Raw genomic sequence first — 23,874 nt, 5'->3', positions numbered from 1 at the left:
TCGCCGCGCTGGGTACCGTCAGGGCACCGGACATCGAGAGGAGTCGACCATGGCTACGAGTGCCGATGTGCTGACCGACGGCTACGAGCGGATCAAGGAGACAGTGCACGAGGCGGTGGACGGGCTGGGGGAGGACGACCTGGTCCACCGGGTCGAGCCGGGAGCCAACTCGATCGCGTGGCTGGTGTGGCATCTGACCCGCGTGCAGGACGACCACATCGCCGATGTGGCCGGCATCGAGCAGGTATGGACCGCGCAGGGCTGGTTCGACCGGTTCGGCCTGCCGGTCGACAAAACCGCGACCGGATACGGCGACCGGCCCGCAGACGTGGCCGCCATCCGCGCTTCGGCCGAACTGCTCACCGGCTATTACGACGCCGTGCACGAGCAGACGCTGCGTTTCGTCCGTGAGCTCGGGGACGGCGATCTCGACCGCGTCGTCGACACCCGATGGGACCCGCCGGTGACGCTGGGCGTGCGGCTGGTCAGCGTGATCTCCGACGATTTGCAGCACGCGGGTCAGGCCGCCTTCGTGCGCGGTGTGCTCGAGCGGACGAGATGACCGGCGGGGGCAACCCGGCACGGCGCGCGTTATCGACGCCGTGACGTAAGTTGGTGCCGCGGATCCCGAAAAGCTCACAGAGAGTGCCGTTGTGGTGGTTGTGCTTGTTGCCGTCGGAGCCCTTCTCGCGGTGCTCGGCGTCGTCGCGGTGTTCGGCGCGCTGCACTGGTACCTGTGGCGGCGCCTGGTGCGGGACACCACCATCGAGGGCTCGCTCGGGCGACGCGTCGGCACCGCGGTCGTGCTGGCGGGGCCGCTGCTGCTGGTCGGTGCGACGGTCGCCGAGGTGGCGTCCGCGCCGTTCGCCGTGGTACGGATCATCGCCTGGCCCGGCTATCTCTGGGGCGCGCTGCTGGTGTATCTGCTGCTGGCGCTGCTGGTCGGCGAGCCGATCCGGCGTTTGCTGCTGCGCTGGCTGGACCGCGACCCAGCGGTGGACGCACCGGCCGCTACGGTCGAGGCGAAACCTACATCCGCTTTGAGTCCCGACCAGGAAAAGCCCATTGCGCGGAAACCTGCCGCCGCCGCGGACTCGGGTGCGCTCGCATCGGATCCCATACGGGCTACTGCTGTTGCGAGTGATCCGGCTGTCGCCGCGAACAACTCCGCCGCAGCGCCGGATTCCATGCCGGACGAGGTCGCCGCGACAGCGTCGGCTGACTCCGTCTCCACCGCGCCGACCGCGTCCGCGGCCAGTCGACTACCTCGCCGCGTCTTCGTCTCGCGGGTGGTGGGTGGAGCCGCCGTGGCCGCCGCAGCGACTACCGTGGGCCTCGGAGCGTATGGCGTCCTCAACGGACCCAGCGTCAAGCGTGTGGCCGTGCCCCTGGCGAAATTGCCGCGCAGTGCCGATGGATTCCGGATCACGGTGGTCAGTGACGTCCATCTCGGCCCGATCCTGGGCCGCAGCTTCGCCGAGCGGGTGGTCCGGACTGTCAACGACACCCAACCCGACCTCATCGCGGTCGTCGGCGACTTGGTGGACGGCAGCGTCGAGCACCTGCGCTCGGCCGTCGAGCCGCTGGCGCGGCTGCGTGCCCGGCACGGCGCGTTCTTCGTCACCGGCAACCACGAGTACTTCTCCGGCGCCGAGCAGTGGATCGAGCACGTCCAGGAACTCGGCATGCACTTGCTGGCGAATGCCCGCACCGAGCTACCGGGATTCGACCTCGCGGGAGTGAACGATGTGCAGGGCGAACGGACCGGCCAAGGCCCGGATTTCGGCAAGGCGCTCGGCGACCGCGACCGCGCCCGCACGGCGGTAATGCTGGCGCACCAGCCGATTCTGATCGAGGACGCGGTCGCGCACGGTGTCGATCTCCAGCTGTCCGGCCATACCCATGGTGGGCAGATCTGGCCCGGCAATTACCTTGCCGGCCTGGCGAATCCGACCCTTGCCGGGCTGGAGCGCTATGGCGACACCCAGCTGTACGTCAGCAGGGGAGCCGGGGCGTGGGGTCCGCCGGTGCGCGTGGGCGCACCGTCGGACATCACCGTCGTCGAACTCGTTTCGCTCACGGCATGAGCGGTCAGGCCCGGAGGCGGCAGCGAAGCGTGACCACGGAGGGCTCCGCGCATGCCGGAGCGGACACCGATAGCGCCGCGTTTACCCGAACAGTCCGCCCAGTACGCCGCCGCTCTGCCCCGCCTCCTGGCCGCCGCCGGTGCCGCCGAGGAAGCCGCCGGGCGGAAGCTCCGAGGGCTGCACGATGACGAAACCGTGGCCGGAGAACGACAGCGTCATCCCCTCGCCGGTGCTGCGGCCCATCAGCCTGCCGAGGCCGAAGGAGTCGTTGCGTTTGATGCCGGTCTGCAGGCTCGACGACCAGGCGACCGCCGCCTGCGGATCGGCATAGGTCGGCTGATCGACGTTGAGCACCACCGGTGTGCCGTGCGTGGTGATGGCGATGCGGCCGCGGCCGGTGAAGACGCAGTTGAACAATCCGGCGTTGCTGGCGAATCCGGCGGCGCCCTGCACCATCCGGATGTCGTAGCGCAGGCTGGAATCGAACGCGAGCACGTTGGCGCCGTTGATGGTCAGGCCGTCGGTGCCGTCCAGATCGATGGTGTGCACGTCGGCGGCGCCGTTGGCGACGAACAGGTCGCCGCGGCCGGAGATCTTCATCAGCGGAACGCCTTCACCGGTCAGCCGCTGCTGGATCGCCCGCCCGATACCGCCGGCGCCGAGCGCCTGGAAATGCAGATCGCCCTGGTAGGCGACCATCGACCCGGCCCGCGCCATGACCTCGCCGTTGACGGCGACCTTGATCATCTTGCCGCCCTGCTTCTGAATGCCCGCGCCGGTGACTTCGGCGTGGCTGGGGGCGAACAGTTCGCTCTGCATCGGCAGCGCTCCTTGCTGAGGTGAAGGCATCGGTGGTGGCGGCGCCGCCGCGGGCGCGGAATAGGCCGGTTGCGGTGGATGGGCGGGTTGTGGGGGATAGGCCGGTTGCGGAGCGTAGGCCGGTTGCGGTGGATAGGCCGGGGGCGCGGGATAGGCGGACTGTGGCGCGGGCTGATACGACGGAGGCGCCGCAGCCACTGGTCCGGCCACCGGCGGGGGAGCAGGAGCGGGCGGCGGGGTGGGCGGCGCGGGTTCGTCGTCGATGTTCACGCCGAACGCCGTCGCGATCCCGGCCAAGCCGTTGTCGTAACCCTGGCCGACCGCGCGGACCTTCCATCCGCCGCCGCGCCGGTAGATCTCCACGCAGACCACCGCGGTCTCGGTGCTGAGCCCGGTCATCGGGAAGGCCAGCGTGCCCGAGGAGGACGCGATGGTCGCACGCAGGGAGCCGACGGCCGCGAACGTGGGCGGCCCGCTGCCGTCCAGGCTCGCGGTGACGACGACCCGGTCGACATCGGCGGGAAGCGCACTGGTCTGGATGTCCACCACGTCACCGGCGCCTCGACCGTGCCGGTAGGTGACGCCGGTCGCGACGGGCTGATTGAAGAACACGAAGTCGGCATCGGAGCGTACTCTGCCCGCGGCGTTCAGCAGCAGCGCCGAAACGTCGACGGGAGCCGAGCAGGTGACGGTGACCGTCAGCCGATCTCCGGGCGCGGGGCGGTTCTCACCGCGAGCCAGATCGGTCACGGCAGGCCGTCCAGTGCGCGGTCGCGCGGTCGGATTGACATGCGATTCACGGCGTCCAGTGTGTCGTGCTCCCGGAACGCGCGCCACACGCGGGGCCGGGCGCGCCGCCAACCAGCCCTTTCGTTCGCCACAGAGCGGGCTGGGCACGGTCTGTTCATGCCCGCCCCTGACCTTACTGACCTCGATCCGCCGCGCTCTCGCACCGCTGCCCTCGGGTTCCGGCTCAGACCGTGGCGGGCAGGCTCAGCGGCCACCCAGGCGATCAATGGGCCGGATCACCGGCGGGATACCGGACCACCGCGCCGCTGACTTGGCGTGACGGCCACGGCTGTGCGCCTGTCGTTCAGAGGATTTCGGCGTACATGATGCCGTCGAGAATGCCGAATTCGACCTGACCGGGAAACAGGGGTGGTGCGCCTGCGGCGTGCGTGGCATGGCTGAGCGCGATGGTTTCGGTCGCCCAGCGGTGCAACGGCTCCGGTAGGCGCAGGACTCGGTGGTCGGTGCAGCGGATGAAGGGATAGGTGATCTCGCCGGGCCCGGCGAGGGGGTTGTGGATGCTCAGGGCGGCGATGTCCAGGACCAGTCCGGTGTGCTTGGGGGAGGCGACGGTCGGTGGCTGCAGTTCGATGTCGTCCATGACCGAAGACGGTAGCTCTACGGATGCCGGATGCGCGTGATTCCACGCGAATGTCCGCGGGATTCAGGGGGAATTGGGGGACGGCGAGGTTCATCGAGTTGGGTGAACCCCACCGCTACCACCAGCAATCGCGGCCGGATTGGGCGTACCGGTTCCGCGTGGGATGTCCCGGAGCCACCGGGACAGCGCTGAGCCTAGGCGACGCTGAACATTCGCGGTGGTGTTTCCACGGAATCGGTGCGCGCCGTGTTCCGGCCGGATCGGCGCAATGGTGAGTGGCGTCACCGATCCTCGGCCTGCCGTGGGGTCCGGCTCGGTTTAGGATGCGTGCGACGTGAAATGAGCTGTGCGCGTTGAGTATCCGGCACGGTCCGCGTCGGCGATTCGTTATTTCTGCAGAAGGGTGTTAGACGTGCTGTATGGAGTCATAGCGGCCATAGTCATTACGCTGCTGGCAGTGGCGGCCGTGGCGATGGTGTGGGACCCGCGCCGTCGTGAGTTCGACGAGTACGACTTCGACGTGGCGGAGACCGACGCCATGTCGGAAGAGTACGCCCGCCAGGGCGGCGCCGAATGGCCACGGAAGGAGATGTCCGAGCGGTGGTAGCCCCACGATAGGGCGGCGGACGAAGCGGTGCCCGGTCGAACGCGACCGGGCACCATGCGTTTTCGGACTCGATCAGTCGACGGTGAAGTTCCGCCAAGACCCGTGCAGGCCCTGCCCGCGCAGCGACGTGCTGTGGCCGTCCTCGATCGGATGCAGCGTGATAATGCCGAACCCGATCTGCACCGTCTCGGGCAGTCGCGGAGCGTAAGTGGTGTATACAGGCGAGTCGTCGACGTACCAGCCGACGGTGTCCGCGGCCCGGTCGATGGTGACGGCGTAGCGATGGAACTCGGCGGGTTTGATGTCGACGCCCGCCAGCGGCGCGTGCACGACATGAGTGAATGCCTGCTCTTTCGGGACGACACCCGGCACGAACAGCCTTTCGTGGATCGCATAGGCGTTCTTGCTCGTCGCGATCAGGTCGAACACCTGGGCACTGCCCATATCGAGAACGTTGAAGGCGGCGAACCCGTCCCGGTAATCCTCGCCGGTGACGCCGATGTTCTCCGCGGCCATCTCCACCGCGAAGGTGCGTGATCCGCCGGTGAGATCGAACGCCTCGGTCGACACCAGCAGCTGCTTCGGGTTGTCGAGGATCTGGACGGCGGCATTGGACCGGGTGAAGGCTTCGATACGGACCGACACCGTGCCGTCCCCGATCTCCGTCTGAGCGGCGGGGTCGGCGTAGCGCCAGGTCTTGTCTTCCCCGAGCGGAACCTCCAGAAAACGCCACCGGTCTTCGCGTAGTTCTGGTCCGTTCAGGTCGTCGTATGTCATCGCGGCATTACCTCTCTGCCGAGTCGTCATCGGCGGAATCGGGTAGGTCGCGCGTGCCCGTCGATCGCGGGCGCAACGCGGTCACGACACCGTTGGCGGAGCCCGCTTTCAATCCGACCCCGCCCAGCAGGAGGCGTTCCTCGGTCAGGCGCGGGCGCAGTGCGGGACCCATCGGCCACCAGTCGTCGAGCTCGACCAGGCCCGGTTCGATCAACTCCAGATCGCCGAAGTACGAGGCGATCTGTTCGCGGGTGCGGTACCAGCCGGAGCCCAAACCCATTTCGGTGAAACGTCGTTGCAGCTCGATGGCCATATCGTGGGCTTCGGATCCGTCGGCCGGGTCCCAGAAGTGGGTGATCGCGACGTACGAGCCCGCGGGGAGCGCGTCGATGTACTGCCGCATGATTCCGGCGGGATCGAGTGCGTCGTCGACGTGGTGCAGGATGCCGCACAGGATCAGCGCCAACGGTCGGGTGAGGTCGAGATGCGGCGTGACCTCCGAGTGCGCGAGCAAGGTCTTGGGCTCGGTCAGATCCGCGGGCACGAAATGGGTGTACTCGTTGCGTTCGAGCAACACCCGGCCGTGGATATTGCACACCGGGTCGTTGTCGACGTACACCACGCGCGCCTGGGGATTTTGCTGCTGCGCGATCTCGTGGGTGTTGCCGACCGTCGGCAAACCCGCGCCGACATCGAGGAATTGGTCGATGCCTACGGTACCGGCCAGATATCGCACCACACGGTGCAGCCAGCGACGATTCATCCAGGCCACATCGCTCTGTCGCGGCGCGACCTCGGCGACCTTGTCGCGGACGAAGCGGTCGACCTCGTAATTGTCCTTGCCGCCCAGGGTCGCGTCGTAGACGCGGGCGATGCTCGCGCGTGTGGTGTCCACGCCGACCGGCACCCTGACGCCGGTCCGGGGGGCGGAATCGGACATGGAGACCTCTCTCTGCGTTTCCGTGGCCTGGCTCATCAGCCTAGGGTCCGCTGATTTCCCGGGCAATTGGTGCTTATCCGTTCGGCCGGAGCCGAATTCGTCTGATTTGCGGCTTATGTGCCGGGCCGGTGCAGCACGCGTCCCGGCAGCAAACCGCCCTGCACGTGGGTGACCCGCCACCAGTCGACCCGCACCACCACCGACTCGATCGGTGTGGACAGGAACGGCTCGATCCGCGGCTCCTTGCGCAGCAGGGCCTGGAATGTCTCCTCTCGCTCGCTGGATTGCGTTCGCACCGCGGCCGTGCCCAAACCTTGGGCGAAGGGGTTGAGGAATCCGTCGGGGACGACTTTGACTCCCACACTCGGGTTCGCGCGCAGCCCGGCCAATGTCCGTCCCCCTGACTCGAGTACGAGCGTCAAGCGGAACGGATCGCCGTCCAGCTCGGCGAAGAACGCGGTCGAGCACCAGTTGACGCCGTCCTTGGAGGTCGCGAGGTCGATGCTGGTGAAACGGAGGACCTCGGACAGCATGTCATGGATGTCCTGATCGCTGATCTGCACGTCGTTCGATGTCATATCGCGCTCCGTGGTGGGGGAATGGTTTACGGTTTGCGGCCGACGCCGCCGAGAATGAGATGTTCGTCGGGCCACGGCGTGCGCAGCGCGGGTCCGCCGGGCCACCAATCGTGCAGCTCCACCAGTCCGGGCGGAACCATGTCCAGCCCCGCGAAGAACGCTCGGATCTCCGCGTGGGTGCGCCACCGGCCGGTACCGAGCCGCTCGTCGTGCAGCGCCCGCTCGGCCTGCCTCGCCAGCCCGTGCAGGTACTCGTCCTCGGCGGCGCGGCACGGTCTTCTTCAGGTGCTCGTAGGCCTCCCGGTCGACCTCGAACCAGTTCGTCCCGCCGAGGGCGTAGTCGTACACGCGTGCGATGCCCGGAGTGTTCGGGTCGACTCCCGCTAGCCGGGTCGACCCTTCGGCTGACGTCATGGCTCTCCTCCTCCGCGCGGCCACCGTCGGGGGCGACTCTACGCACACCGGTCGCGGCTTGCCCAGCATTGCGGTCAAGTAATTGCGTTGCCGCTCTTGCGAATACATGCATACGCACCGAAGTTTGCGGTTCGTGCTCGCATCGTGATCGGGACTGGAGCACGGCCGAGTAGGATCAGCAGCCGACGTCACGTGAGCTGTAATGGTGAAGGCATCGAGCCCCGCGGTCTACCCCCGCGATCGACCGGAGGCACCCATGACCAACGACGAGGACAGCGGCGCCAGCGCGGAATTACCTGCCGCAGAACGCGGTCCGACCGTGCTGCGGATCGCGCTCGGCAGTCGTCTACGTCAGCTTCGCGAGGGCTGTGGGATCACCAGGGAGGCCGCGGGCGACTCCATCCGCGGTTCGCACGCCAAGATCAGCCGTCTGGAGCTGGGCCGCACCGGGTTCAAGGAACGCGACCTCCGCGACCTGCTGACCCTGTACGGCATTGTCGACCCCTCTGAACGCGAAACATACTTCGAACTGGCTCGCCGCGCCAACGACCCCGGCTGGTGGCAGCGCTACAGCGATCTGCTCCCGGCGTGGTTCGAGACCTACATCGGTCTCGAACAAGCCGCCACGACGATCCGCACCTACGAGGCGCAATTCATTCCGGGTCTGCTGCAGACCGCCGATTACGCGCGTGCGGTGATCCAGCTCGCCAACAAGAACGAGACCGAGCGCCGGGTCGCCATCCGCATGCGCCGCCAGCGGATCCTCGACCGGGCGGCCGCGCCGACCCTCTGGGCGGTCATCGACGAGAACGCGCTGCGCCGGCCCGTTGGCGGCACGCAAGTCCTGCGAGAGCAGATCGAGTACCTGGTCGAGATGGCCGCACGTCCCAATGTCAGGATCCAGGTCCTGACGTACGCGGCCGGCGGGCACTCTGCCGCGGGCGGGCCGTTCAGCATTCTCCGATTCCCGGAGCCCGAACTGCCCGACATCGTCTACACCGAGCAACTCACCAGCTCGCTCTACTTCGAGAAGAGGCGCGACGTGGAGGTGTACATGTCGGTCATGAACCGGCTCAGCGTGGAAGCGCTGTCGCCAGCCGACAGCGTGCGCTTCCTGCGCGCGCTGCTGTCCGAGACCCGGCCCGGCGAGCGGAACGCCTGATTCTGTCCCGAGATCGGCTCGCTATTCGGTGTTTCGCGGTGGCGGCAACCCAGATAGCCGGCGCGGCGCAGTAGCTGGTGGATTCTCCGTCGATGTGGAGATCCTGAGACGCGGCATCGGCTTCGTGCGCGTGGCGGCCACTTCGACGCCCCCGATTCGCGCGACCGCGGTGACTTTGATGAATCAACTAGTAGCGGCGGGTGATTCGTTTCAGCGACTGCGGATGAGGTTGTCGTCGAGTCAAATTGGCCGCATTGCTCGCTGTGGCAGACAACAGTTTGGCATCGGAAGCCATTCGATGATGCTGATTCGTTATCAATCTGGGGCCGCCGACCTCGATTTCCGAGGATTCGGGGTCCGCCGTCGTCCATGCACATGCACGCGCGCATGTGCGTACCGATGGACGATCATCGCTGCGACGCCGCCGAAACGATGTGGCAGTATCCCTGTCGAGGTCGGGGTCTGAGGATCGACTCGGGCACTGGCTGGTTCGGCCGCAGCGGCCCCAACACTGGTTGGGGCCGCTGGCGGAGCCGACGTGATCGCACGAAATCACCGGATTGCCGGGGGTTCACGGCGTCGGGACGATGCCGCGGTCGCTCATCCCGCGTGACATCACGGTCGCCAGGTGATCCGGCCGCCTTGGAAGTCTTGGGCTTTGCCGTTCTGGAAGTCGTATTCGTCGCTTGTGGGGTAGCCATAGCGGCCCGCTTCGCCGCCCGCGGCTTCCCAGGATTCACGGATCGCTCCCCAGATGACGTGGGCGTCGGTGAGCGGAGACCAGTAGATGGCCCCACCGCCGAAGAGGTTGTAGCGGCCGAAGCTGCCGCGCGCGGGTGATTCGTCGGTGATGGGAAAGCCCAGCGGGCTGTTCTCCCACCCGTAGGAGGCCCATTTGTTCCGGATCGTGCCGCCGATCTGATGGGCGGCGGTGCCGATCGACCAATAGATGGAGCCGTTCTGGAAGACGCTGTAGCGGCCGGGCTTGGACGGTGTCGCCGCTTCCCGGGTGACGGGATAGCCGAGCAGCCCGCCCTCGAATCCGAGGTCGCCCCATTTGTCGCGGATGGCGCCACCGACTTGATGGGCTCCGGTGTCGGGGCGCCAGTAGATCGAGGAGCCGCGCTCGAAAGCTTGGTAGCGGCCGCCGCGTGCGGCCGGGGATTCGGCGGAGACCGGGTCGCCGAAAAAGGCGGGTCCACCGGCTTGGTCGTATTCGACCTCGATCGCTCCGCCGACGTCGAACGGGCCGATCGGGCGTGCGGCCGCGTCGGTTCCGAGGGCGGTCAGCAGGATGCCGATCACGGCAGCCCCGGCGGCTGCGTCGCGAGTGCGCGATCGGTGCGAACGACGGTGCCGTGCCAAGTGAACTCCTCGAGCATCTGGTGTCGGGTGCGAGGTGGAGCTGAACCTGTGGTCGCCGTGCGGGATCAAACTACCTCTCGACAACCCGAGACCGCCGGATCGGACGCGCATGAACCGGCGAGTGTCGTCCCGGGCCGCCGAGTCCAAGTCCATCCACCCGTGCCTCGACGCCGAACCACACTGCGGTGCTGCCGTGCCCACGGTCGCACCTTCTCGGATACGGCGTCGCCGGGGTGGGAGTACTCGCACTTCTGGCCCGGCGACGTCAGGGGCGGTGAATGTGTTGCCGGGAAAAGCTCAGCGCAGCACGGCCGCTGCCGCCGCGGCAATGGTCGCGGCGACGGCGCTGAGGGCGGGGGAGTCCAGGCGCCACTGCTGCCAGTACAGGGGAACGTCGATGACGACGCCGGGATCGATCGAGACCAGGCGACCGGCGGCCTGATCGTCTTCCGTTTGCAGATCGGGCAGCATCCCCCAGCCGAGTCCGAGACGGACCGCCTCGGCGAACCCGGTGGACGACGGGACATAGTGGCGTGGCGGGTTCAGCGGTTTGCGGCCGCGCCGGCGCAAAAGGCGATCTTGCAGGTCGTCTTTGCGGTCGAACAGCACCACCGGAGCCGCCGCGTAGGACTTCGCAGTCGCGCCGTCGGCGAACCAGGTGCCTGCGAACTCCGGACTTGCCATCGGCCGGTAGCGAATAGCGCCGAGCCGCTCCACCCTGCAACCTTGCACCGGTTGCGCGGTGGACGTGATCGCGGCCATCACGGTGCCGTCGCGCAGCAGCCGGGTGGTGTGCTCCTCGTCCTCGCGATGGATCTCGAAGCACACTCCGCGCGGCGCGCGGCCGAGCGCGGGGATCACCCAGGTCTCCAGCGAGTCGGCGTTGACCGCGATCGGCACCCGGATCGGACCGTCCGAGGGCCGGCCGCCCAGCTCACGCGCGGTGTCCCCGGCCAGCAGCTGGATCTGTCTGGCCAGCCGGAGCACGGCGAGACCGGATTCGGTGGCGCGCACCGGTTTCGTGCGTTGCACGAGAATCCGTCCCGCCGCGTCCTCCAGGGCTTTGATCCGCTGACTGATCGCCGACGGGGTGACGCTCAACCGCCGCGCCGCGGCGTCGAATGTCCCCTCGGTGATCGCGGCGTCGAGAGCGCGGAGCTGGTCGAGCTGCAGGTCCATGGTTAAGAGATGCTAATGAGCAGTAAGAATCTTTAGCTTGTCTGGGTATGGTGCCCGGCTTAGCGTCGCTGGACGTGAGCATTTCTTCGGCGGCGGCCGCGGCCGCGTCCGGTTTGGGCTTCGGCATCTCGCTGATCGTGGCGATCGGTGCGCAGAACGCGTTCGTCCTGCGGCAGGGGATCAGCGGCGGGCACGTGCTCGCGGTGGTGGCGGTGTGCGCTGTCTCGGACATCGTGCTGATCGCGGCCGGGGTCGGTGGCTTCGGCGTGATCGTCCAGGCCGCTCCCGCGGTTGTGGTGGTGGCGCGCTACGCGGGTGCGGCGTTCCTGATCGGCTACGCGGCGCTGGCGGCGCGGCGAGCGTTCGGCTCCGCCGCGCTCACCGTCGAGTCGGCAAAGGCCACCGCGGCATTCGGTGCCACGGTGGCCACCTGCCTGGGTTTGACCTGGCTCAACCCGCACGTCTACCTGGACACCGTGGTCCTGCTCGGCTCCTTCGCCAGCACCTATGGCAGTCCGGAGCGCTGGTTCCTCGGGGCAGGGGCGATGCTGGCCAGCGTGCTCTGGTTCACCGCGCTGGGATTCGGCGCGCGACTGCTGGGCCCGCTGTTCGTTCGGCCGTCCGCGTGGCGGGTACTGGATGCGGTGATCGCGGTGGTGCTGCTCGGCCTGGGCCTCGGACTGCTGTTCAGCGGGTGAGCTGAGTTTTCAGCTGCTCCTTGATCTTCGCGGCGAACTCGTAGTCGGCGCGCCACTCTGCTCCGGAGGGAGCCAGGATGACACGCTCCACGCCCGCGTCGGCGTAGGCGGCCAATTGGTCGGCGGCGTAGCCCGGATCGGTCGCCAGCTGGGGCGCGACGATCGTGACGGTAGGGGGACGACGCCCGTATCCCTCGGCGAGCGAAGCCAACTCGGCCTTGCTCGCGCGCACCTGATCCGGTTCCAGACCGATGGTGACCCAGCCTTCCGCGTAGGCGGCGGCGCGCCGCCGCGCCGCCGCGCCGCCGCCAGCCACGAGTACCGGCGGCATGGACGCGCCCGGTGCCAGCGTGACCGCGGTCCCGTCGGGCAACGTCGTGGGCCGCCCGGCGACCAAGTCCGGCAGCACGCGCAGCGCCTCGTCCGTGCGACGACCGCGCTCGGCGAATGGCGCCCCGGCCGCACGCCATCCGACGTCACCGTGCGCCGGGTTGCCGGTGCCGACGCCGAGGATCAGCCGGTCGCCGGAGACGTACTGCAAAGTGGCGATCTGCTTGGCGGCCCAGGCGGCCGGGCGCAACGCCAGCAGCATGACGCTGTAACCGATGCGGACGCGGTCGGTCACGGCGGCGGCGGTGGCCAGCACCACGGTGCTGTCCAGAATCGGCGCGCTGGCCACGAGATGGTCGGTGGACCACACCGAGTCGAGGCCGACCTGTTCGGCGAAACGGGCGCTCGCCCGCACGTCGCCCAGGATGGGACGGGCGGGGTCGGGCGTCGAGGTGGGCAGGATGGTGCCGATTTCCAAGGTCATGGTTTCGACGCTACGAAGCCACGGTGGCTACGCCAATGTTCCCTGCGCTCATCTCGATGTCACGGACGCTCACGTCGATCGTGCTGTTCGGCAAGCGGTTTCGTTACCGGGACGGGGCGTCACCGGGAAGCAGAGCTTCGACGAGAAGCCGGGATCGGGCGGCGGGGCCGGTCGGGCCGAACGCCTGGGTTGTCGCGTAGACACCTTCCATGACCAGCATCAGCTGGTCGGCCAAGGCGGCCGGATCGGGGACGGGCGCGGTCGCCGCGAGTTCGTCGACCAGCGCGCGGAACTGGCCGCGGACCCAGCTCTTCATGACGACGGCGTGCTTGTGGCTGAGCAGGTCGCGATCCGGGAACTCCCCGAGCGCGATGAGGAAGGGGCAACCGCGACAGGATTCCGGACGGACCTGCTCGGCCAGTGCGTCGAACAAGGCGAGGATGCGCTCCCGCGGCCCGTCGCCGGTGGCCGCGGCGGTGAACCACTCCCGGTAGTGGTGGTCCTCGCGCTCGAGATAGGCGGCGACGAGGTCGTCCTTGGAGGAGAAGAGCCGATACAGGGTGGGTGGCGCGACACGCGCCTCGGCCGCGACACGATCCACACCCGTCGCGCGAATCCCCTGCTGATAGAACAGCTCCCGCGCGACGACCAGGATGTGATCCCTGGTTTCCGCGGCCGGTCGACGTTTCGCTTCCACGGGGATAGAGTAGCCCTCGACAGAATGTTAGGGAACGTTACCTAACAAGAGTGGAAGAGCTGGAGTATGACCGACCTGAACGGAAAAACCGCGTTGGTCACCGGAGCCTCGCGGGGCATCGGCCGCGCCATCGCCGAACGGCTGGCCGCGGACGGCGCCGAGGTGGCCGTGCACTACGGAAGCAACAAGGAGGCGGCGCAGGAGACGGTGTCGGCGATCCGGCGCGCGGGCGGCCGGGCGTTTCCGGTGCGCGCCGAGCTGGGCGTCGAAGGCGATATCGATCAGCTGTTCGGCGAGCTGGCCGCGGGACTTGGCGATCGCCCGCTGGACATCCTGGTGAACAACGCCGCGATCATGGTCTACGACGCCACCATCGAGCACGCCACCCCCGAGCAGTTCGATCGGCTGTTCGCGGTCAACGTGCGGGCGCCGCTGTTCATCGTCCAGCGGGCCCTGCCGCTGTTGCCGGACGGCGGGCGCATCGTCAACATCTCCTCGGGCGTCACGTGGTTCGCCACCCCGGAAGTCGTCTACGGGATGACCAAGGGCGCCCTCAACGTCTTGAGCCGCTCACTCGCGAACACCCTGGGACCGCGCGGGATCACGGTGAACACGATCTCGCCCGGTATCACCGATACCGAGATGAATTCCTGGCTGCACACCAACGAGGGCGCGATTTCCGGCGTCGCGAACATGACCGCGCTGCAGCGCGTCGGTGCGGGCGCGGACATCGCCGACGCGGTGGCCTTCTTCGCTTCCGGCGACGGTCGCTGGGTCACCGGTCAGACGCTGGAGGTGAACGGCGGCTTGTTCCTCGGGCCGAGAACCCCGTCCTGGTGATCGCCGGACACGCGCGGGTGCGCAGTCCGGGCGTCCACGTGTGTCCGGTTAGGGTGAGCGGCATGGTCGAGTCGACGCGGATCGTGCTTGCCTCCCGGCCGGTGGGTGCACCGACTCCGACGGATTTCCGGACCGAGACGGCGGAACTCCGCGCTCCGGCCGAGGGAGAAGTACTGCTGCGCACGCTGTATCTGTCTCTCGACCCGTACATGCGCGGCCGGATGAGTTCGGCGAAGTCCTACGCCGAACCGGTGGCGATCGGTGGGGTGATGGTCGGCGGTACGGTGTCCGAAGTCCTCGAATCCCGCGCGCCGTCGCTGGCGAAAGGCGATGTGGTGCTGGCCTATTCGGGCTGGCAGACGCATGACGTCGCACCGGCGCGTGGCCTCCGCAAGCTGGATCCGGCGAAGGCTCCGGTCTCGACCGCGCTCGGTGTGCTCGGCATGCCGGGATTCACCGCCTACGCCGGACTCGGCAAGATCGGCAAGCCGCAGCCCGGCGAGACGCTCGTGGTCGCCGCCGCCACGGGGCCGGTCGGCTCGGCCGTCGGCCAGATCGCGAAGATCAAGGGCGCGCGGGCCGTCGGCATCGCGGGTGGGCCGCGCAAGGTCGCCTACCTGAACGAACTCGGTTTCGACGTCGCACTCGACCACCGTGCGCCCGATTTCGCGGAGCAGTTGGCGACAGCGGTGCCCGACGGTATCGACGTCTACTTCGAAAACGTCGGCGGCGCGGTGGCGGACGCGGTCTACCCACTGCTGAACAACTACGCGCGTGTGCCGGTCTGCGGCCTGATCGCCAACTACAACGTGACCGGCGTCCCAGAGGGTCCGGACCGGCTGCCCGCCTTCTACGGCCGCATCCTCAGCAAGAGCCTCACCGTGCGTGGATTCATCCAGACCGAGTTCGTCCGCGAGCTGTACCCGGACTTCCTGCGCGAGATGGGGGAATGGGTCGCCGACGGCCGCGTCCGCTATCGCGAGGACGTGGTGGACGGCTTGGCCGCCGCCCCCGAAGCCTTCATCGGCATGCTCGAGGGCCGGAACTTCGGCAAGGCCGTCGTGCGAGTCGCCGGCTGATCAGCTCGCGGTCGCGCCGCCGCCGATACCGAGGTACACCACCATCAGCACGAACAGGAACCAGCCCGCGCCCTGCCAGATCGGCCAGGCCCGGCCGCGGCGCCACTGGAGATAGGTTTCGACGAAGGCGCCGATCCCGCCGATCAGCAAGACGGCCGACGGTCCGATCACCACGGCGGTCTCCGCGGTGGTGTCGCACAGCAGCGTGTCCGCGTCCACGCACTCGCTCTGCGCGGACCACAGCAGGATAAGCAGGAAGACCAGCGTGGCCGTGGCGAGGACGGAGACGACATAGCTCGCGGCGCGGCGGAACATCCGCGGATCGCGCCACCGTTTTTCGACATCGTCGACCATCGTCACCTCTGAACATCGGGCTCCCCTCGTCGTGATTGCCGAGCGGTGACGCCTCAAACGTCGCCGTGGACGCGCTGTTTCTCGCTGGGGTGCGCGACGTCAGTGAGGGCAGTCGTGCGGCGAATTCCGGTCCGGTCAGCGTGGCGAGGGGTCCGCACGCCCGCCGTGTCGTTCGGTGGAGCGCAGCTCGAACCAATAAGCCGCGATAACGGTGGCGTAGCCGGCCACGACAGCCGTGGCCGTGACAATCAGCAGTGTGATGAGAAGTGGAATCAGGAAAGCGGTGTGCATTGTGCCCTCCCCGCGGTCACGGTGGGGTCGGCGCCGCACTGCACCGACATCATGTCAGCCCCTGCACCTAGTGAAATCCTAATGGTGGCAGCCACGCTCGGCACGGAGAGAGGCTGTGACTCCCGTCATGCGCGCTCCGGTGTGTCGCGGGGAATACACCACCGCGATGCGTTCTAATCGATCTTGTCACGAGTTTGCCGCTCAGCAGCTCCGCTCTTCCCTCGAATTTGTCTCCGGCCCCACCTTCGGCATGCGAAAAAGGAGTGCGAACGTGAGCATGATTCTCGCCGCGCTACACGACACCGTGCTGGCGCAGTTCGAAAATCCGACTCCGGAAGAGCCGCCGATGGCGGACAAACTGATGCAGCTGGGCCGCTACTTCACCTGGCTGGTCCAGCTCTCCGGCATCACGGCGATCACATACGGCGGTGGCAGGTTCGCGTGGGAGAAGTGGAACGGCGGCACCCTCCAGTCGCCCAAGATGGTCGCCAGCGCGATGGCGGGCGGTGCGGTGGCGACGAGCGCGGGCACGATCATGAACGCCATCATCGGCTGACGCGCGGCCTGACTCGTGACCACCGGCTCGACGGGTTTCGTCGGGCCGGTTCTTCGTGTGGTGGTGGACGAAACGCCGAGCGGCTGTGGGATCACTCCGGCGGTGCGGCGTGGCGGATCTCCTCCGCCACCGAGCCACCCGCGACATCGGCCGCGACGCCGAGTTCCTCCTCGTAGCTGCGATCGACACGCACCTCGTCGCTGTCGCACGTGATGTCCCTGAGCCTCCGCGTCTCCCCGGTTCCCGGCTCCCGGTCGGGGTCGACATCGGGCTCCTCCTCGGCGAGCCGTTCTCCGATCGGTCGGGGATGGGATTCCTCCCAGTGCGTCATGCCGTACCGGGTGGCTCCCGACCAGTGCTCGGGCGGGTCCATCCCGGCCTCGAGCGGATCGGAACGCAGCCGGTCCTCGTCCAGGTCCTCGGCGCTGCTGAGGGCGGCCGGATCGGATTCCGCAGAGTCGGGCGCGCCCGTGTCCTGTGGTGGGTCGTAGGTGTCTTTCGGTTCGGTCATTGCCGACTCCTCTCCTGCATCGAGCGACTTCCCGCCATCGCCGACGCCAAACACCGCAGGTGAGCTGCCGTAATTTCGTCGCAGTGCCCGGCCGGTGGGATTCGCCACAAAGACACCGCGACGATCGGCGCCGAAAGCGGGTATGCGACTCCCCGACGCAAGCCGACCGAAGGAGGATGTCATGTCCGTTTCGGCCTCGCGCCCGCCGTACCGCGCTGGTCGACGCCGGGATCGCGGCGATTCCGATGCGGAGGGTTCTATTCGTCTGACCGTCGCGGCCTGGGTGTTGATGGTGTGCGTGCTGAGTGTCGCACTGGTTCTGCTGTGATTCTCTGACCCGATCCGAGCGCTGAGGCAGGCAAACCGTCTGCGGGAAGGCGCGAGGACGGCGTCGGTAGCGGCTGACCGAGTACGAGAGCGCGGCGCCGGGATCGCCTGATCAGGCAATCCCGGCGCCGCGGCGTCGAATGGGGATCTTGCTCAGCGTGGCTTGCTGATCATGTCCTTCGCGCGATCCATCATCGCCGCGAACGGACCGACGAGAGCGTTGGCCGTGGCCGACTCGACGCCGGGATGGGGGCGGGTCGGTGCCATGGCTTCGGCGAGCTGCACCGTGCTGCGCATCCGCTTCAGGGAATCAGGATCCATTTCTTGGCGCAGCCGGTTGAACTCCTCGTTCTCCTCGTGTTCCGCGTGCGCCAGCACGGCCCGGCGCAACCCGTCCAGCTTGACCTCGAACTCGACCGAGCCGATGTCGAGCTCCTCGAGATCCGCCAGCTGCTTCTTCGCCTTGTTCTCCTCTTCGAGGCGCGCCTCGACGATGCCCGCGCCGTCGCCGATCTCCCGGCGTGCGCGCGGGTGGATGATCTCCTCCTCGGCGGTCTCGTGCACCGCCAGCAGCCGTCGCAGTTCGACGAATTTCTTCTCGCGCTCCTTGACATCGGATGCCTGGGCGGTTTCGACGAACAATTGCCGGATCCGTCCGTGCTGCTCGATGAGGAAGTCGACGGCGTCCGAGGTCGAATTGATCGTTGCAGGCGACATACTTGTTCTCCTTCCAGGATGGCCACTTCATCTCGCCGCCGACCAGGTATGGAGCCAGCGGCAACCGATGCGATACAGGCTCCTTCGCACAGCGCATTCCCGCGCCGGGGCCTACGAAACCGATGTCTCGGCCGTGGTGTCGCGCCAGTCCTAACGGCGGATTCGCCGGGTCCTGCGGGCCGCCCCCCGGTGGAGTCGCTACGGCGCGGTGGAGAGGACACGGCTCGGCGTGCATCGGACTTCGATTGGTGGGTATGCGCGGCCTATGACGGTGCCGCCGTGTGGCGCGCCGGTGCGAAATATCCGATCGGGTGGTCCGGGAGGGCTTGTGTCTTCGTTCATTTCGTTTCTCACGCTCATGCTGATCCTGCCGGGCTTGGCGACGGCCGCGGCGTATGTCACGGTGGCGGTGAGCGTGTGGCTCGAGGGGCGTCATACCGCCGGTGACTCGGCCGTGCGTCCCGAAGTCCACCGGTCTTAGCTGGTGACAATCCCGCCCGGGGCCGCTGCTACGACCCAGTGGCGTTGTCTCCGGCATTCCGGACCACCCCGCGTGCTGTGCCCCGATACCGCCGCGGCCGCTCCTGGAACCCGCCCCCGATGTACCACGGAGGAGCCGGGTCGGTACGGCCGGTGGATCGGGAAGGCCGGTGATTGGTCAGATGACCATGATGTAAACCTGCGGGCGAGCCGTGACCCGATTGATGACTGATTCTCAGCAGTTACACGGGGACCTCTCGCGAAGCGCACGGATTGTGCCGGTGTCCTGGAGGGGCGCGCCGATCGGCGGCACATCCCCAGCCCGAGGAGAGCCATGCATTCCGCCACCACCCCGAGCATGCCGCGGATCCGGACGCTCGGGATCGGCACGGCACGCGCGGGTTCGGTGAGTCGCCGCGGAGCTCGGTCGATCAACGCGGATGCGGTGGCCGTCGAGACGGACGCGGTGACCGGGGCGACGGCGTTCGTGGTCGCCGACGGTGTCGGTGATCATCTCCTGTCCGCGAAGGCGGCCCGTACGGCGGCCGCCGTGGCGGCGCGGGTCGGCGCGCGTCAGGGGGCGCAGGCGGCAATCCTTGCGGCGCAACGTGAATTGCGGCAGACGGTGCCGGAGCCTTCGGCCGACAGTGTGCTGGTCGTCGCGGTGCTGCCCGCCATGGGCGGGTCGGAGGGGCCCTGCGAGGTGGCCTGGGTCGGTGACTGTCGCGCGTACCGGTGGAACGGGCGGGTGCTGCACCAGATCACCACCGACCACACCGTCGAGGAGTTGTTCCGCGCGCGCGGGGTCGTTCCTTCGCCACGGATGGGTCATGTCGTCACCACCTCCGTGCGCACCGTGCGACCGGACGAGATCGGTTACGCCGTCACGGGAGCGAGCACGGGCAGGCTGCTGCTGAGCACCGACGGCGTGCACAAGCGACTCGGCATCGCCACGATCAAAGCCATGCTCGCAGAAGACGGCACGATCGCAACGGTCGCGAGCACTCTGGTCGACACCGCCCTGCGTGCCGGAGGAACCGACAACGCCACGGCACTCGTCGTCGACGTACCGTCCCGCACCGAGGAGGAGACCGGCGCAGCGGACGCGAACAGCTGAAGTGCGGGCATGCCGGAATCGCCTGCATGGTGACCGATACCACGTCCGCCTAGGCGATCCGATCAGCAGTGCCGCAGTGGCGTTTCAGTACGCTGACCCAGGTGTCCGAACCTGTGCCACTGACGCGGCTGCTCGACGACGCGGGATTGCTGTCGCTCGAGCATCGCCTGCATCTCGAAGAAGTGCTCGGCGAGCACGAGTGGCACGCGGATCTGGACGGACGGCGGCTGGAATTCGTCGGCGAAGCGGGCACATTCGTGTGCACCAAGGTTCATCTGATCGGCACGGCCGACGCCGAGTCGTGGTTGTGGGGATGGGCCAATCCATGGGGTTACCCTCCGTCGCTGCTCAAGGCCGCGGAGACGGTGCGCGCATTCGGCTTTCGGTACCGCGTCGCCGAATTGTGTTCTGCCGAGCTGCCGGTCACCCTGGCGGGTGCGGCCCCGGAGCCACACCAGGTCGCCGGGTTGCTCGCGGACGCCGCGAAGATCGTCTATGGGCGCTGGAGTTCCTACTGCGGTGTCACCGACGGGACGTGCGTGGCGTTTCTCGTCGAACATCCGGCGTTCGTGCTGCCGCCGCCCACCGCGTCCGGCCTCGCGCGGGTGTTGGCCTTCGGCGTCGGTGCGCTGCCGCTGAGCGACCATCGACGCGCCGTGCACAGTTACCTGACCCGGCGGGGCCTGCGCACCGAATTCCTCGATGACTACCGGTGGCTCGAATTCAGTGGCGACGGGGTTGCGGGCGACATCGAGTTCGACGACGGTGGATATGTCGCCGGTCTCGATATTCGCGTGGACCTCGATCGGAGCGAGCCGCCGTCCGAGCCGAAACCGCTGTCGGTGCAATCGTGCCGAGCGTCGGTGTCGCGCGGCCGACGCCACGCGGCTGGTCATCCCGGACATACGCCAGGAGCGCGGGTCACCGACCTCGGTCTGGACCCACCCCGCCGGTGACCGGCCGAGCGCGGCACAGACGCGCGATCATCGGTTCCGGCTGACTGGGAGCAGGCGCCGTGGTCATGGTGCAGGCGCGACTGTGCTCGGGCTCTCGTGGCTCTTTCGGTACCGGGCGTCGCGGGGCCGGCGCAGGCATCCGCCGCCGACTTCCTGGTGTGGGGCGGCCTTGCCGGTGGCCCCGCGCACCGGCCGGGACGTTGCGGTCCGCGGATGCTCAGTGGCACCGCTATGTGTCTGTCCATTCTAGACAAATTGAGCAGTTATCGGCTGGTAAATGCGTGATTTTGTAAGCACGAATTCGCACGATGTGATACAACGCTACCAGCGGAACGAAGGGTACTGTTCGACATGGAACCAACGGCCAAGCAGCGCGCTGCACTGAGCATCATCTGCGACACCTTCAACCCCGGCGACGGGCTGGCGCTGCCCGGCGCGAGCGCGCTCGGCGCGGTCGATACGGTCTTCGAACTGCTGGGCCGCAATCCGCGGCAGGCCGAGAAGAAGCAGTTGGCCATGCTGCTGAACCTGTGGGACTCGCCGCTGACCGGCTTGCTCACCGGCAGCGGTCCACGACGGTTCTCGAGTTTGTCGCAGCAGCAGCGGGAGCGTGCGCTGCTACGGCTCGCCGATTCGCGCTTCGGGTCGGTGCGCGTGATCTTCCAGGCGCTCAAGCAAGCTTCGCTGCTCTCCTACAACGTCACTCCCGGCCCATCAGGGACCAACCCGCTCTGGAAAGAGATCGGCTATCCCGCCCCGGCGGGACCGCTGCCGACGGCGCCGGAGCCTTCCCTGACCCCGATGCGATGCGGTGCGGACGCCGAGTTGTCCTGCGATGTGGTGGTCGTCGGCTCGGGCGCCGGCGGCGGTGCCGCTGCCGCGGTGCTGGCCGAAGCCGGTCTCGACGTCGTGGTGCTGGAACGCGGAGACTATTACGACGATCGGGATTTCGGCACCGGCGAGCTCGGCGCCCTGCAGCACCTGTACGCGCCGGGCCCGTCCGCCTCAGCGGAAGGGCAGATCACTCTCGTCGCGGGCACGTGCCTGGGCGGTGGAACCGTGGTCAACTGGAGCACCGCCTTGCCCACGCCCGACGACGTCCGGACAGAGTGGGCCGCGTTGGGCGCCCGGCAATTCGCCGAGGCCGAATTCGGCGACGCGCTCGACGCGGTGCGGCGGCGCCTCGGCGTGACCGACCGGCGCTCTGTGCTGTCGGCGCGCGACGGCGTACTGGAGCGCGGTGCCCTGGCGCTGGGCTGGGACGTGGATACGCTGCCGCGCAACGTCTCCGACGCCTGCGATGCCGGCGTGGAATGCGGCCGATGCGGTTACGGGTGCCGGTTGGGCGCCAAGCAGTCGGTGACCAAGACCTGGCTCGCGGATGCGGCCGACCGGGGTGCGCGGCTGGTCGTGGACGCCGACGTGCGGCGGATCGTCGTGCGGAACGGCCGGGCGCAGGGTGTTTCGGCACGCACTTCGGACGGCGTGCAGATCGACGTGCACGCTCGCGCTGTGGTGGTTGCGGCCGGGGCGATCCAGACTCCCGCCCTGCTGCGGCGTTCCGGACTGCGTAACGAGAACATCGGCCGCCATCTGCGCCTGCATCCGGCGGCTGCCGTGTTCGGGGTGTTCGACGAGGAGATCCGTCCCTGGGAGGGCGGCATGCAGACCCGCATCTGCCGTCACCACAGCAATCTGGACGGAAACGGCTATGGCGTCATCTACGAGACCGGTCCGGTGCACCCCGGCCTCGCCACCGGATTCATGAGCTGGCGCGGCGCGACGGATCATCGTGCCGTCATGCTCGACTTCGCGCGTACCAACGCCATCGGCATCATCACCCGCGACCGCGATCCGGGTACCGTCTCCATCGACCGAAGCGGTGAGCCGTTCGTCGATTACCGGCTGTCGGACTATGACGCCGCGCATATGCATACCGGAGTCGTCGGGGCCGCAAGCATTCTGGAAGCGGCCGGCGCACGTCGGATCTTCTCCGGGCACCAGGCGGGCATTTCCTACGAACCAGGCAAGCAAGGCTCGCACGCCGATTTCGCCGCCGCCTGCCAAGCCGCCGGCTATGGACCGGGGCAATGCTCGATGGGCGCCCTGCACATCATGGGCTCGGCCCGGATGGGCGGCTCGCCGGACATGTCGGCCACCAATCCCGACGGCGCCACCTGGGAGGTGTCGAATATCGTCGTCGCCGACGCCTCGTCCTTCCCGACCGCATCGGGTGTCAACCCCATGGTGTCGATCGAGGCGATCGCCTACATGAACGCGAAGCGACTTGCCGCACAGCTTGTTTGATGTGGTCGCACCGCGGGTTCAGATCGCTCGGATGCCGTTCAGCACGGCCTGGAGCAGGCCGAGGTCGGCGTTGGCCGCCACGGCGGTCGGCTCCGCCCGGGAGACCAGCAGGCCGTCATCGATCAGGTCGCCGACGAGGACCTTCGTCATCGTCAAGGGAAGGCCGAGTTGCGCCGCCACCTCGGCCACCGACTGCGGGGTGCGGCACAACTGGACGATGGCGGCGTACTCCGGTTCGGTGCGGCGCAGCACGGTACCGTGCCCGGCGTCGACCACCAGGGTGGCCACGTTCAGTTCCGGCCGCACGGCACGACCCCGGCCGCGGGTGATGGCGTAGAGCCGGACCAGCGGGCCGGCGTCCTCCTCGTACCAGGGTTCGCGCGGATAGCTCATGGCTGTTGCGAAGCGGGCGGCTGCGGGCGCATGTCGACCGACAGATGGGTGCCGACCCGCTGCACCGTCTGATTCATCTGGTAGGCCACCATGCCCATGTCGGCGTCCTCGGACGCCAGCAACGCCAAGCAGGCGTTGGCGCCCGCCGCGGTGACGAACAGCACCGCGCGGTCGAGTTCCACCACGGTCTGGCTGACCCCACCGGCATCGAAATGGTGGCCCACGCTGCGCGACAGACTGTGCAGCGCCGACGCCATCGCGCAGAACCGCTCGGCATCGGTCCGGTCCAGCTGCTGCGAATGGCCGAGCAGCAGCCCGTCCGAGGACAGCAGCACGGCCGACCTGGCGCCGGTTAGTCCTTTGACCAGCTCGTCGAGCAGCCAGCCGAGGCCGGTTGTCGGGGAAGTAGTCATCGTCGC

The 23,874-nt window shown here is 68.0% G+C and carries 29 protein-coding genes and 1 pseudogene; 13 read left to right on the top strand and 17 right to left on the bottom strand.

Translation table 11 applies throughout. The features are described from left to right. Positions 1–49: 49 nt before the first annotated feature. Together IU459_RS26835 and IU459_RS26830 are read left to right on the top strand one after the other, a co-directional pair. On the top strand, positions 50–562 hold the full coding sequence (locus IU459_RS26835) for a mycothiol transferase (RefSeq protein ID WP_195132350.1): 513 nt from the start codon (positions 50–52) through the stop codon (positions 560–562). 91 nt (positions 563–653) lie between these two features. After that, entirely contained in the window at positions 654–2,087 is a 1,434-nt protein-coding gene (locus tag IU459_RS26830) for a metallophosphoesterase (protein ID WP_324199040.1), read from the top strand. Between the two features lie 81 nt (positions 2,088–2,168). Here IU459_RS26830 and IU459_RS26825 read toward each other — a convergent pair whose 3' ends face one another. Both IU459_RS26825 and IU459_RS26820 read right to left on the bottom strand, forming a co-directional pair. Further along, complete coding sequence (locus tag IU459_RS26825) at positions 2,169–3,656, bottom strand: AIM24 family protein (RefSeq protein ID WP_195132349.1); 1,488 nt, start codon at positions 3,654–3,656, stop codon at positions 2,169–2,171. 343 nt (positions 3,657–3,999) lie between these two features. Then, a complete protein-coding gene (locus tag IU459_RS26820; RefSeq protein ID WP_067466576.1) occupies positions 4,000–4,296 on the bottom strand; it encodes a hypothetical protein in 297 nt (98 codons plus the stop codon). Between the two features lie 412 nt (positions 4,297–4,708). Between IU459_RS26820 and IU459_RS26815 the strand changes: the two genes are divergently transcribed. After that, positions 4,709–4,903, top strand: coding sequence for a hypothetical protein (locus IU459_RS26815; RefSeq protein ID WP_195132348.1), 195 nt, complete (start codon positions 4,709–4,711; stop codon positions 4,901–4,903). Positions 4,904–4,975: 72 nt separating this feature from the next. Here IU459_RS26815 and IU459_RS26810 read toward each other — a convergent pair whose 3' ends face one another. The 5 genes and pseudogenes from IU459_RS26810 to IU459_RS40155 all read right to left on the bottom strand — a co-directional run. Further along, positions 4,976–5,680, bottom strand: a complete 705-nt coding sequence (locus tag IU459_RS26810) for a DUF6081 family protein (protein ID WP_228838567.1) — start codon at positions 5,678–5,680, stop codon at positions 4,976–4,978. Between the two features lie 7 nt (positions 5,681–5,687). Then, positions 5,688–6,620 (bottom strand): SAM-dependent methyltransferase, encoded by a 933-nt coding sequence (locus IU459_RS26805; RefSeq protein ID WP_195132346.1) that lies wholly within the window; start codon positions 6,618–6,620, stop codon positions 5,688–5,690. Between the two features lie 113 nt (positions 6,621–6,733). Next, positions 6,734–7,198 (bottom strand): pyridoxamine 5'-phosphate oxidase family protein, encoded by a 465-nt coding sequence (locus tag IU459_RS26800; protein WP_195132376.1) that lies wholly within the window; start codon positions 7,196–7,198, stop codon positions 6,734–6,736. A gap of 26 nt (positions 7,199–7,224) precedes the next feature. Further along, complete coding sequence (locus IU459_RS26795) at positions 7,225–7,437, bottom strand: SAM-dependent methyltransferase (RefSeq protein WP_267469890.1); 213 nt, start codon at positions 7,435–7,437, stop codon at positions 7,225–7,227. A gap of 73 nt (positions 7,438–7,510) precedes the next feature. Continuing rightward, a pseudogene (locus IU459_RS40155) lies at positions 7,511–7,612 on the bottom strand (hypothetical protein); the annotation flags it as partial. Positions 7,613–7,868: 256 nt separating this feature from the next. On the opposite strand from IU459_RS40155, the gene IU459_RS26785 reads away from it, so the two are divergent. Next, positions 7,869–8,774, top strand: a complete 906-nt coding sequence (locus tag IU459_RS26785; protein WP_195132345.1) for a helix-turn-helix domain-containing protein — start codon at positions 7,869–7,871, stop codon at positions 8,772–8,774. Positions 8,775–9,389: 615 nt separating this feature from the next. Here the strand turns inward: IU459_RS26785 and IU459_RS26780 are convergent. Then, complete coding sequence (locus tag IU459_RS26780) at positions 9,390–10,139, bottom strand: LGFP repeat-containing protein (RefSeq protein WP_228838566.1); 750 nt, start codon at positions 10,137–10,139, stop codon at positions 9,390–9,392. Positions 10,140–10,436: 297 nt separating this feature from the next. Continuing rightward, entirely contained in the window at positions 10,437–11,318 is an 882-nt protein-coding gene (locus IU459_RS26775; RefSeq protein ID WP_195132344.1) for a LysR family transcriptional regulator ArgP, read from the bottom strand. An 80-nt stretch (positions 11,319–11,398) separates the two neighbouring features. Between IU459_RS26775 and IU459_RS26770 the strand changes: the two genes are divergently transcribed. After that, positions 11,399–12,016 carry a LysE/ArgO family amino acid transporter gene (locus IU459_RS26770; protein WP_324199042.1) on the top strand — a complete coding sequence of 206 codons (618 nt, stop codon included), beginning with the start codon at positions 11,399–11,401 and terminating at the stop codon, positions 12,014–12,016. On the opposite strand, the gene IU459_RS26765 is transcribed toward IU459_RS26770, so the two are convergent. Together IU459_RS26765 and IU459_RS26760 are read right to left on the bottom strand one after the other, a co-directional pair. Next, the gene (locus IU459_RS26765) at positions 12,006–12,830 is read right to left on the bottom strand and encodes an LLM class flavin-dependent oxidoreductase (RefSeq protein WP_195132342.1); all 825 of its coding nucleotides are present in this window, start codon (positions 12,828–12,830) and stop codon (positions 12,006–12,008) included. The two genes, IU459_RS26770 and IU459_RS26765, sit on opposite strands and share 11 nt — an antisense overlap. A gap of 103 nt (positions 12,831–12,933) precedes the next feature. After that, on the bottom strand, positions 12,934–13,527 hold the full coding sequence (locus IU459_RS26760; RefSeq protein WP_195132341.1) for a TetR/AcrR family transcriptional regulator: 594 nt from the start codon (positions 13,525–13,527) through the stop codon (positions 12,934–12,936). A 66-nt stretch (positions 13,528–13,593) separates the two neighbouring features. Between IU459_RS26760 and IU459_RS26755 the strand changes: the two genes are divergently transcribed. Both IU459_RS26755 and IU459_RS26750 read left to right on the top strand, forming a co-directional pair. Continuing rightward, on the top strand, positions 13,594–14,367 hold the full coding sequence (locus IU459_RS26755; RefSeq protein WP_195132340.1) for an SDR family NAD(P)-dependent oxidoreductase: 774 nt from the start codon (positions 13,594–13,596) through the stop codon (positions 14,365–14,367). 62 nt (positions 14,368–14,429) lie between these two features. Continuing rightward, the gene (locus IU459_RS26750) at positions 14,430–15,446 is read left to right on the top strand and encodes an NADP-dependent oxidoreductase (protein WP_195132339.1); all 1,017 of its coding nucleotides are present in this window, start codon (positions 14,430–14,432) and stop codon (positions 15,444–15,446) included. On the opposite strand, the gene IU459_RS26745 is transcribed toward IU459_RS26750, so the two are convergent. Continuing rightward, positions 15,447–15,800, bottom strand: a complete 354-nt coding sequence (locus IU459_RS26745) for a hypothetical protein (RefSeq protein WP_195132338.1) — start codon at positions 15,798–15,800, stop codon at positions 15,447–15,449. Between the two features lie 135 nt (positions 15,801–15,935). Continuing rightward, positions 15,936–16,091, bottom strand: a complete 156-nt coding sequence (locus tag IU459_RS26740) for a hypothetical protein (RefSeq protein WP_195132337.1) — start codon at positions 16,089–16,091, stop codon at positions 15,936–15,938. 277 nt (positions 16,092–16,368) lie between these two features. On the opposite strand from IU459_RS26740, the gene IU459_RS26735 reads away from it, so the two are divergent. After that, positions 16,369–16,647 carry a hypothetical protein gene (locus IU459_RS26735; RefSeq protein WP_195132371.1) on the top strand — a complete coding sequence of 93 codons (279 nt, stop codon included), beginning with the start codon at positions 16,369–16,371 and terminating at the stop codon, positions 16,645–16,647. 91 nt (positions 16,648–16,738) lie between these two features. Here the strand turns inward: IU459_RS26735 and IU459_RS26730 are convergent, their stop codons facing one another. After that, on the bottom strand, positions 16,739–17,158 hold the full coding sequence (locus tag IU459_RS26730; protein WP_195132336.1) for a hypothetical protein: 420 nt from the start codon (positions 17,156–17,158) through the stop codon (positions 16,739–16,741). Between the two features lie 181 nt (positions 17,159–17,339). Here IU459_RS26730 and IU459_RS26725 point away from each other — a divergent pair, with 181 nt between their 5' ends. Next, positions 17,340–17,486 (top strand): hypothetical protein, encoded by a 147-nt coding sequence (locus IU459_RS26725; RefSeq protein ID WP_195132335.1) that lies wholly within the window; start codon positions 17,340–17,342, stop codon positions 17,484–17,486. A 152-nt stretch (positions 17,487–17,638) separates the two neighbouring features. Here IU459_RS26725 and IU459_RS26720 read toward each other — a convergent pair whose 3' ends face one another. After that, a complete protein-coding gene (locus IU459_RS26720) occupies positions 17,639–18,202 on the bottom strand; it encodes a hemerythrin domain-containing protein (protein WP_195132334.1) in 564 nt (187 codons plus the stop codon). 328 nt (positions 18,203–18,530) lie between these two features. Here IU459_RS26720 and IU459_RS26715 point away from each other — a divergent pair, with 328 nt between their 5' ends. From IU459_RS26715 to IU459_RS26700, 4 genes are all read left to right on the top strand, one after another. Next, entirely contained in the window at positions 18,531–18,683 is a 153-nt protein-coding gene (locus IU459_RS26715; RefSeq protein WP_195132333.1) for a hypothetical protein, read from the top strand. Positions 18,684–19,016: 333 nt separating this feature from the next. Then, a complete protein-coding gene (locus IU459_RS26710; RefSeq protein WP_228838565.1) occupies positions 19,017–19,799 on the top strand; it encodes a PP2C family protein-serine/threonine phosphatase in 783 nt (260 codons plus the stop codon). A gap of 101 nt (positions 19,800–19,900) precedes the next feature. Beyond that, complete coding sequence (locus tag IU459_RS26705) at positions 19,901–20,755, top strand: DUF6882 domain-containing protein (protein WP_195132332.1); 855 nt, start codon at positions 19,901–19,903, stop codon at positions 20,753–20,755. A gap of 351 nt (positions 20,756–21,106) precedes the next feature. After that, complete coding sequence (locus IU459_RS26700; RefSeq protein WP_195132331.1) at positions 21,107–23,062, top strand: GMC family oxidoreductase; 1,956 nt, start codon at positions 21,107–21,109, stop codon at positions 23,060–23,062. Between the two features lie 18 nt (positions 23,063–23,080). Here IU459_RS26700 and IU459_RS26695 read toward each other — a convergent pair whose 3' ends face one another. Both IU459_RS26695 and IU459_RS26690 read right to left on the bottom strand, forming a co-directional pair. Further along, positions 23,081–23,455 (bottom strand): DUF742 domain-containing protein, encoded by a 375-nt coding sequence (locus tag IU459_RS26695; protein ID WP_195132330.1) that lies wholly within the window; start codon positions 23,453–23,455, stop codon positions 23,081–23,083. Then, complete coding sequence (locus IU459_RS26690; RefSeq protein WP_195132329.1) at positions 23,452–23,868, bottom strand: roadblock/LC7 domain-containing protein; 417 nt, start codon at positions 23,866–23,868, stop codon at positions 23,452–23,454. Before IU459_RS26690 ends, IU459_RS26695 begins: the two co-directional genes overlap by 4 nt. Between the last annotated feature and the right edge of the window lie 6 nt (positions 23,869–23,874).

The sequence above is a fragment of the Nocardia amamiensis genome, from assembly GCF_015477605.1.
In the GTDB taxonomy this organism is placed as follows: domain Bacteria; phylum Actinomycetota; class Actinomycetes; order Mycobacteriales; family Mycobacteriaceae; genus Nocardia; species Nocardia amamiensis_A.
The sequence above is the reverse complement of the archived record's forward strand: the minus strand, read 5'-3'. Positions and strand labels throughout refer to the sequence as shown.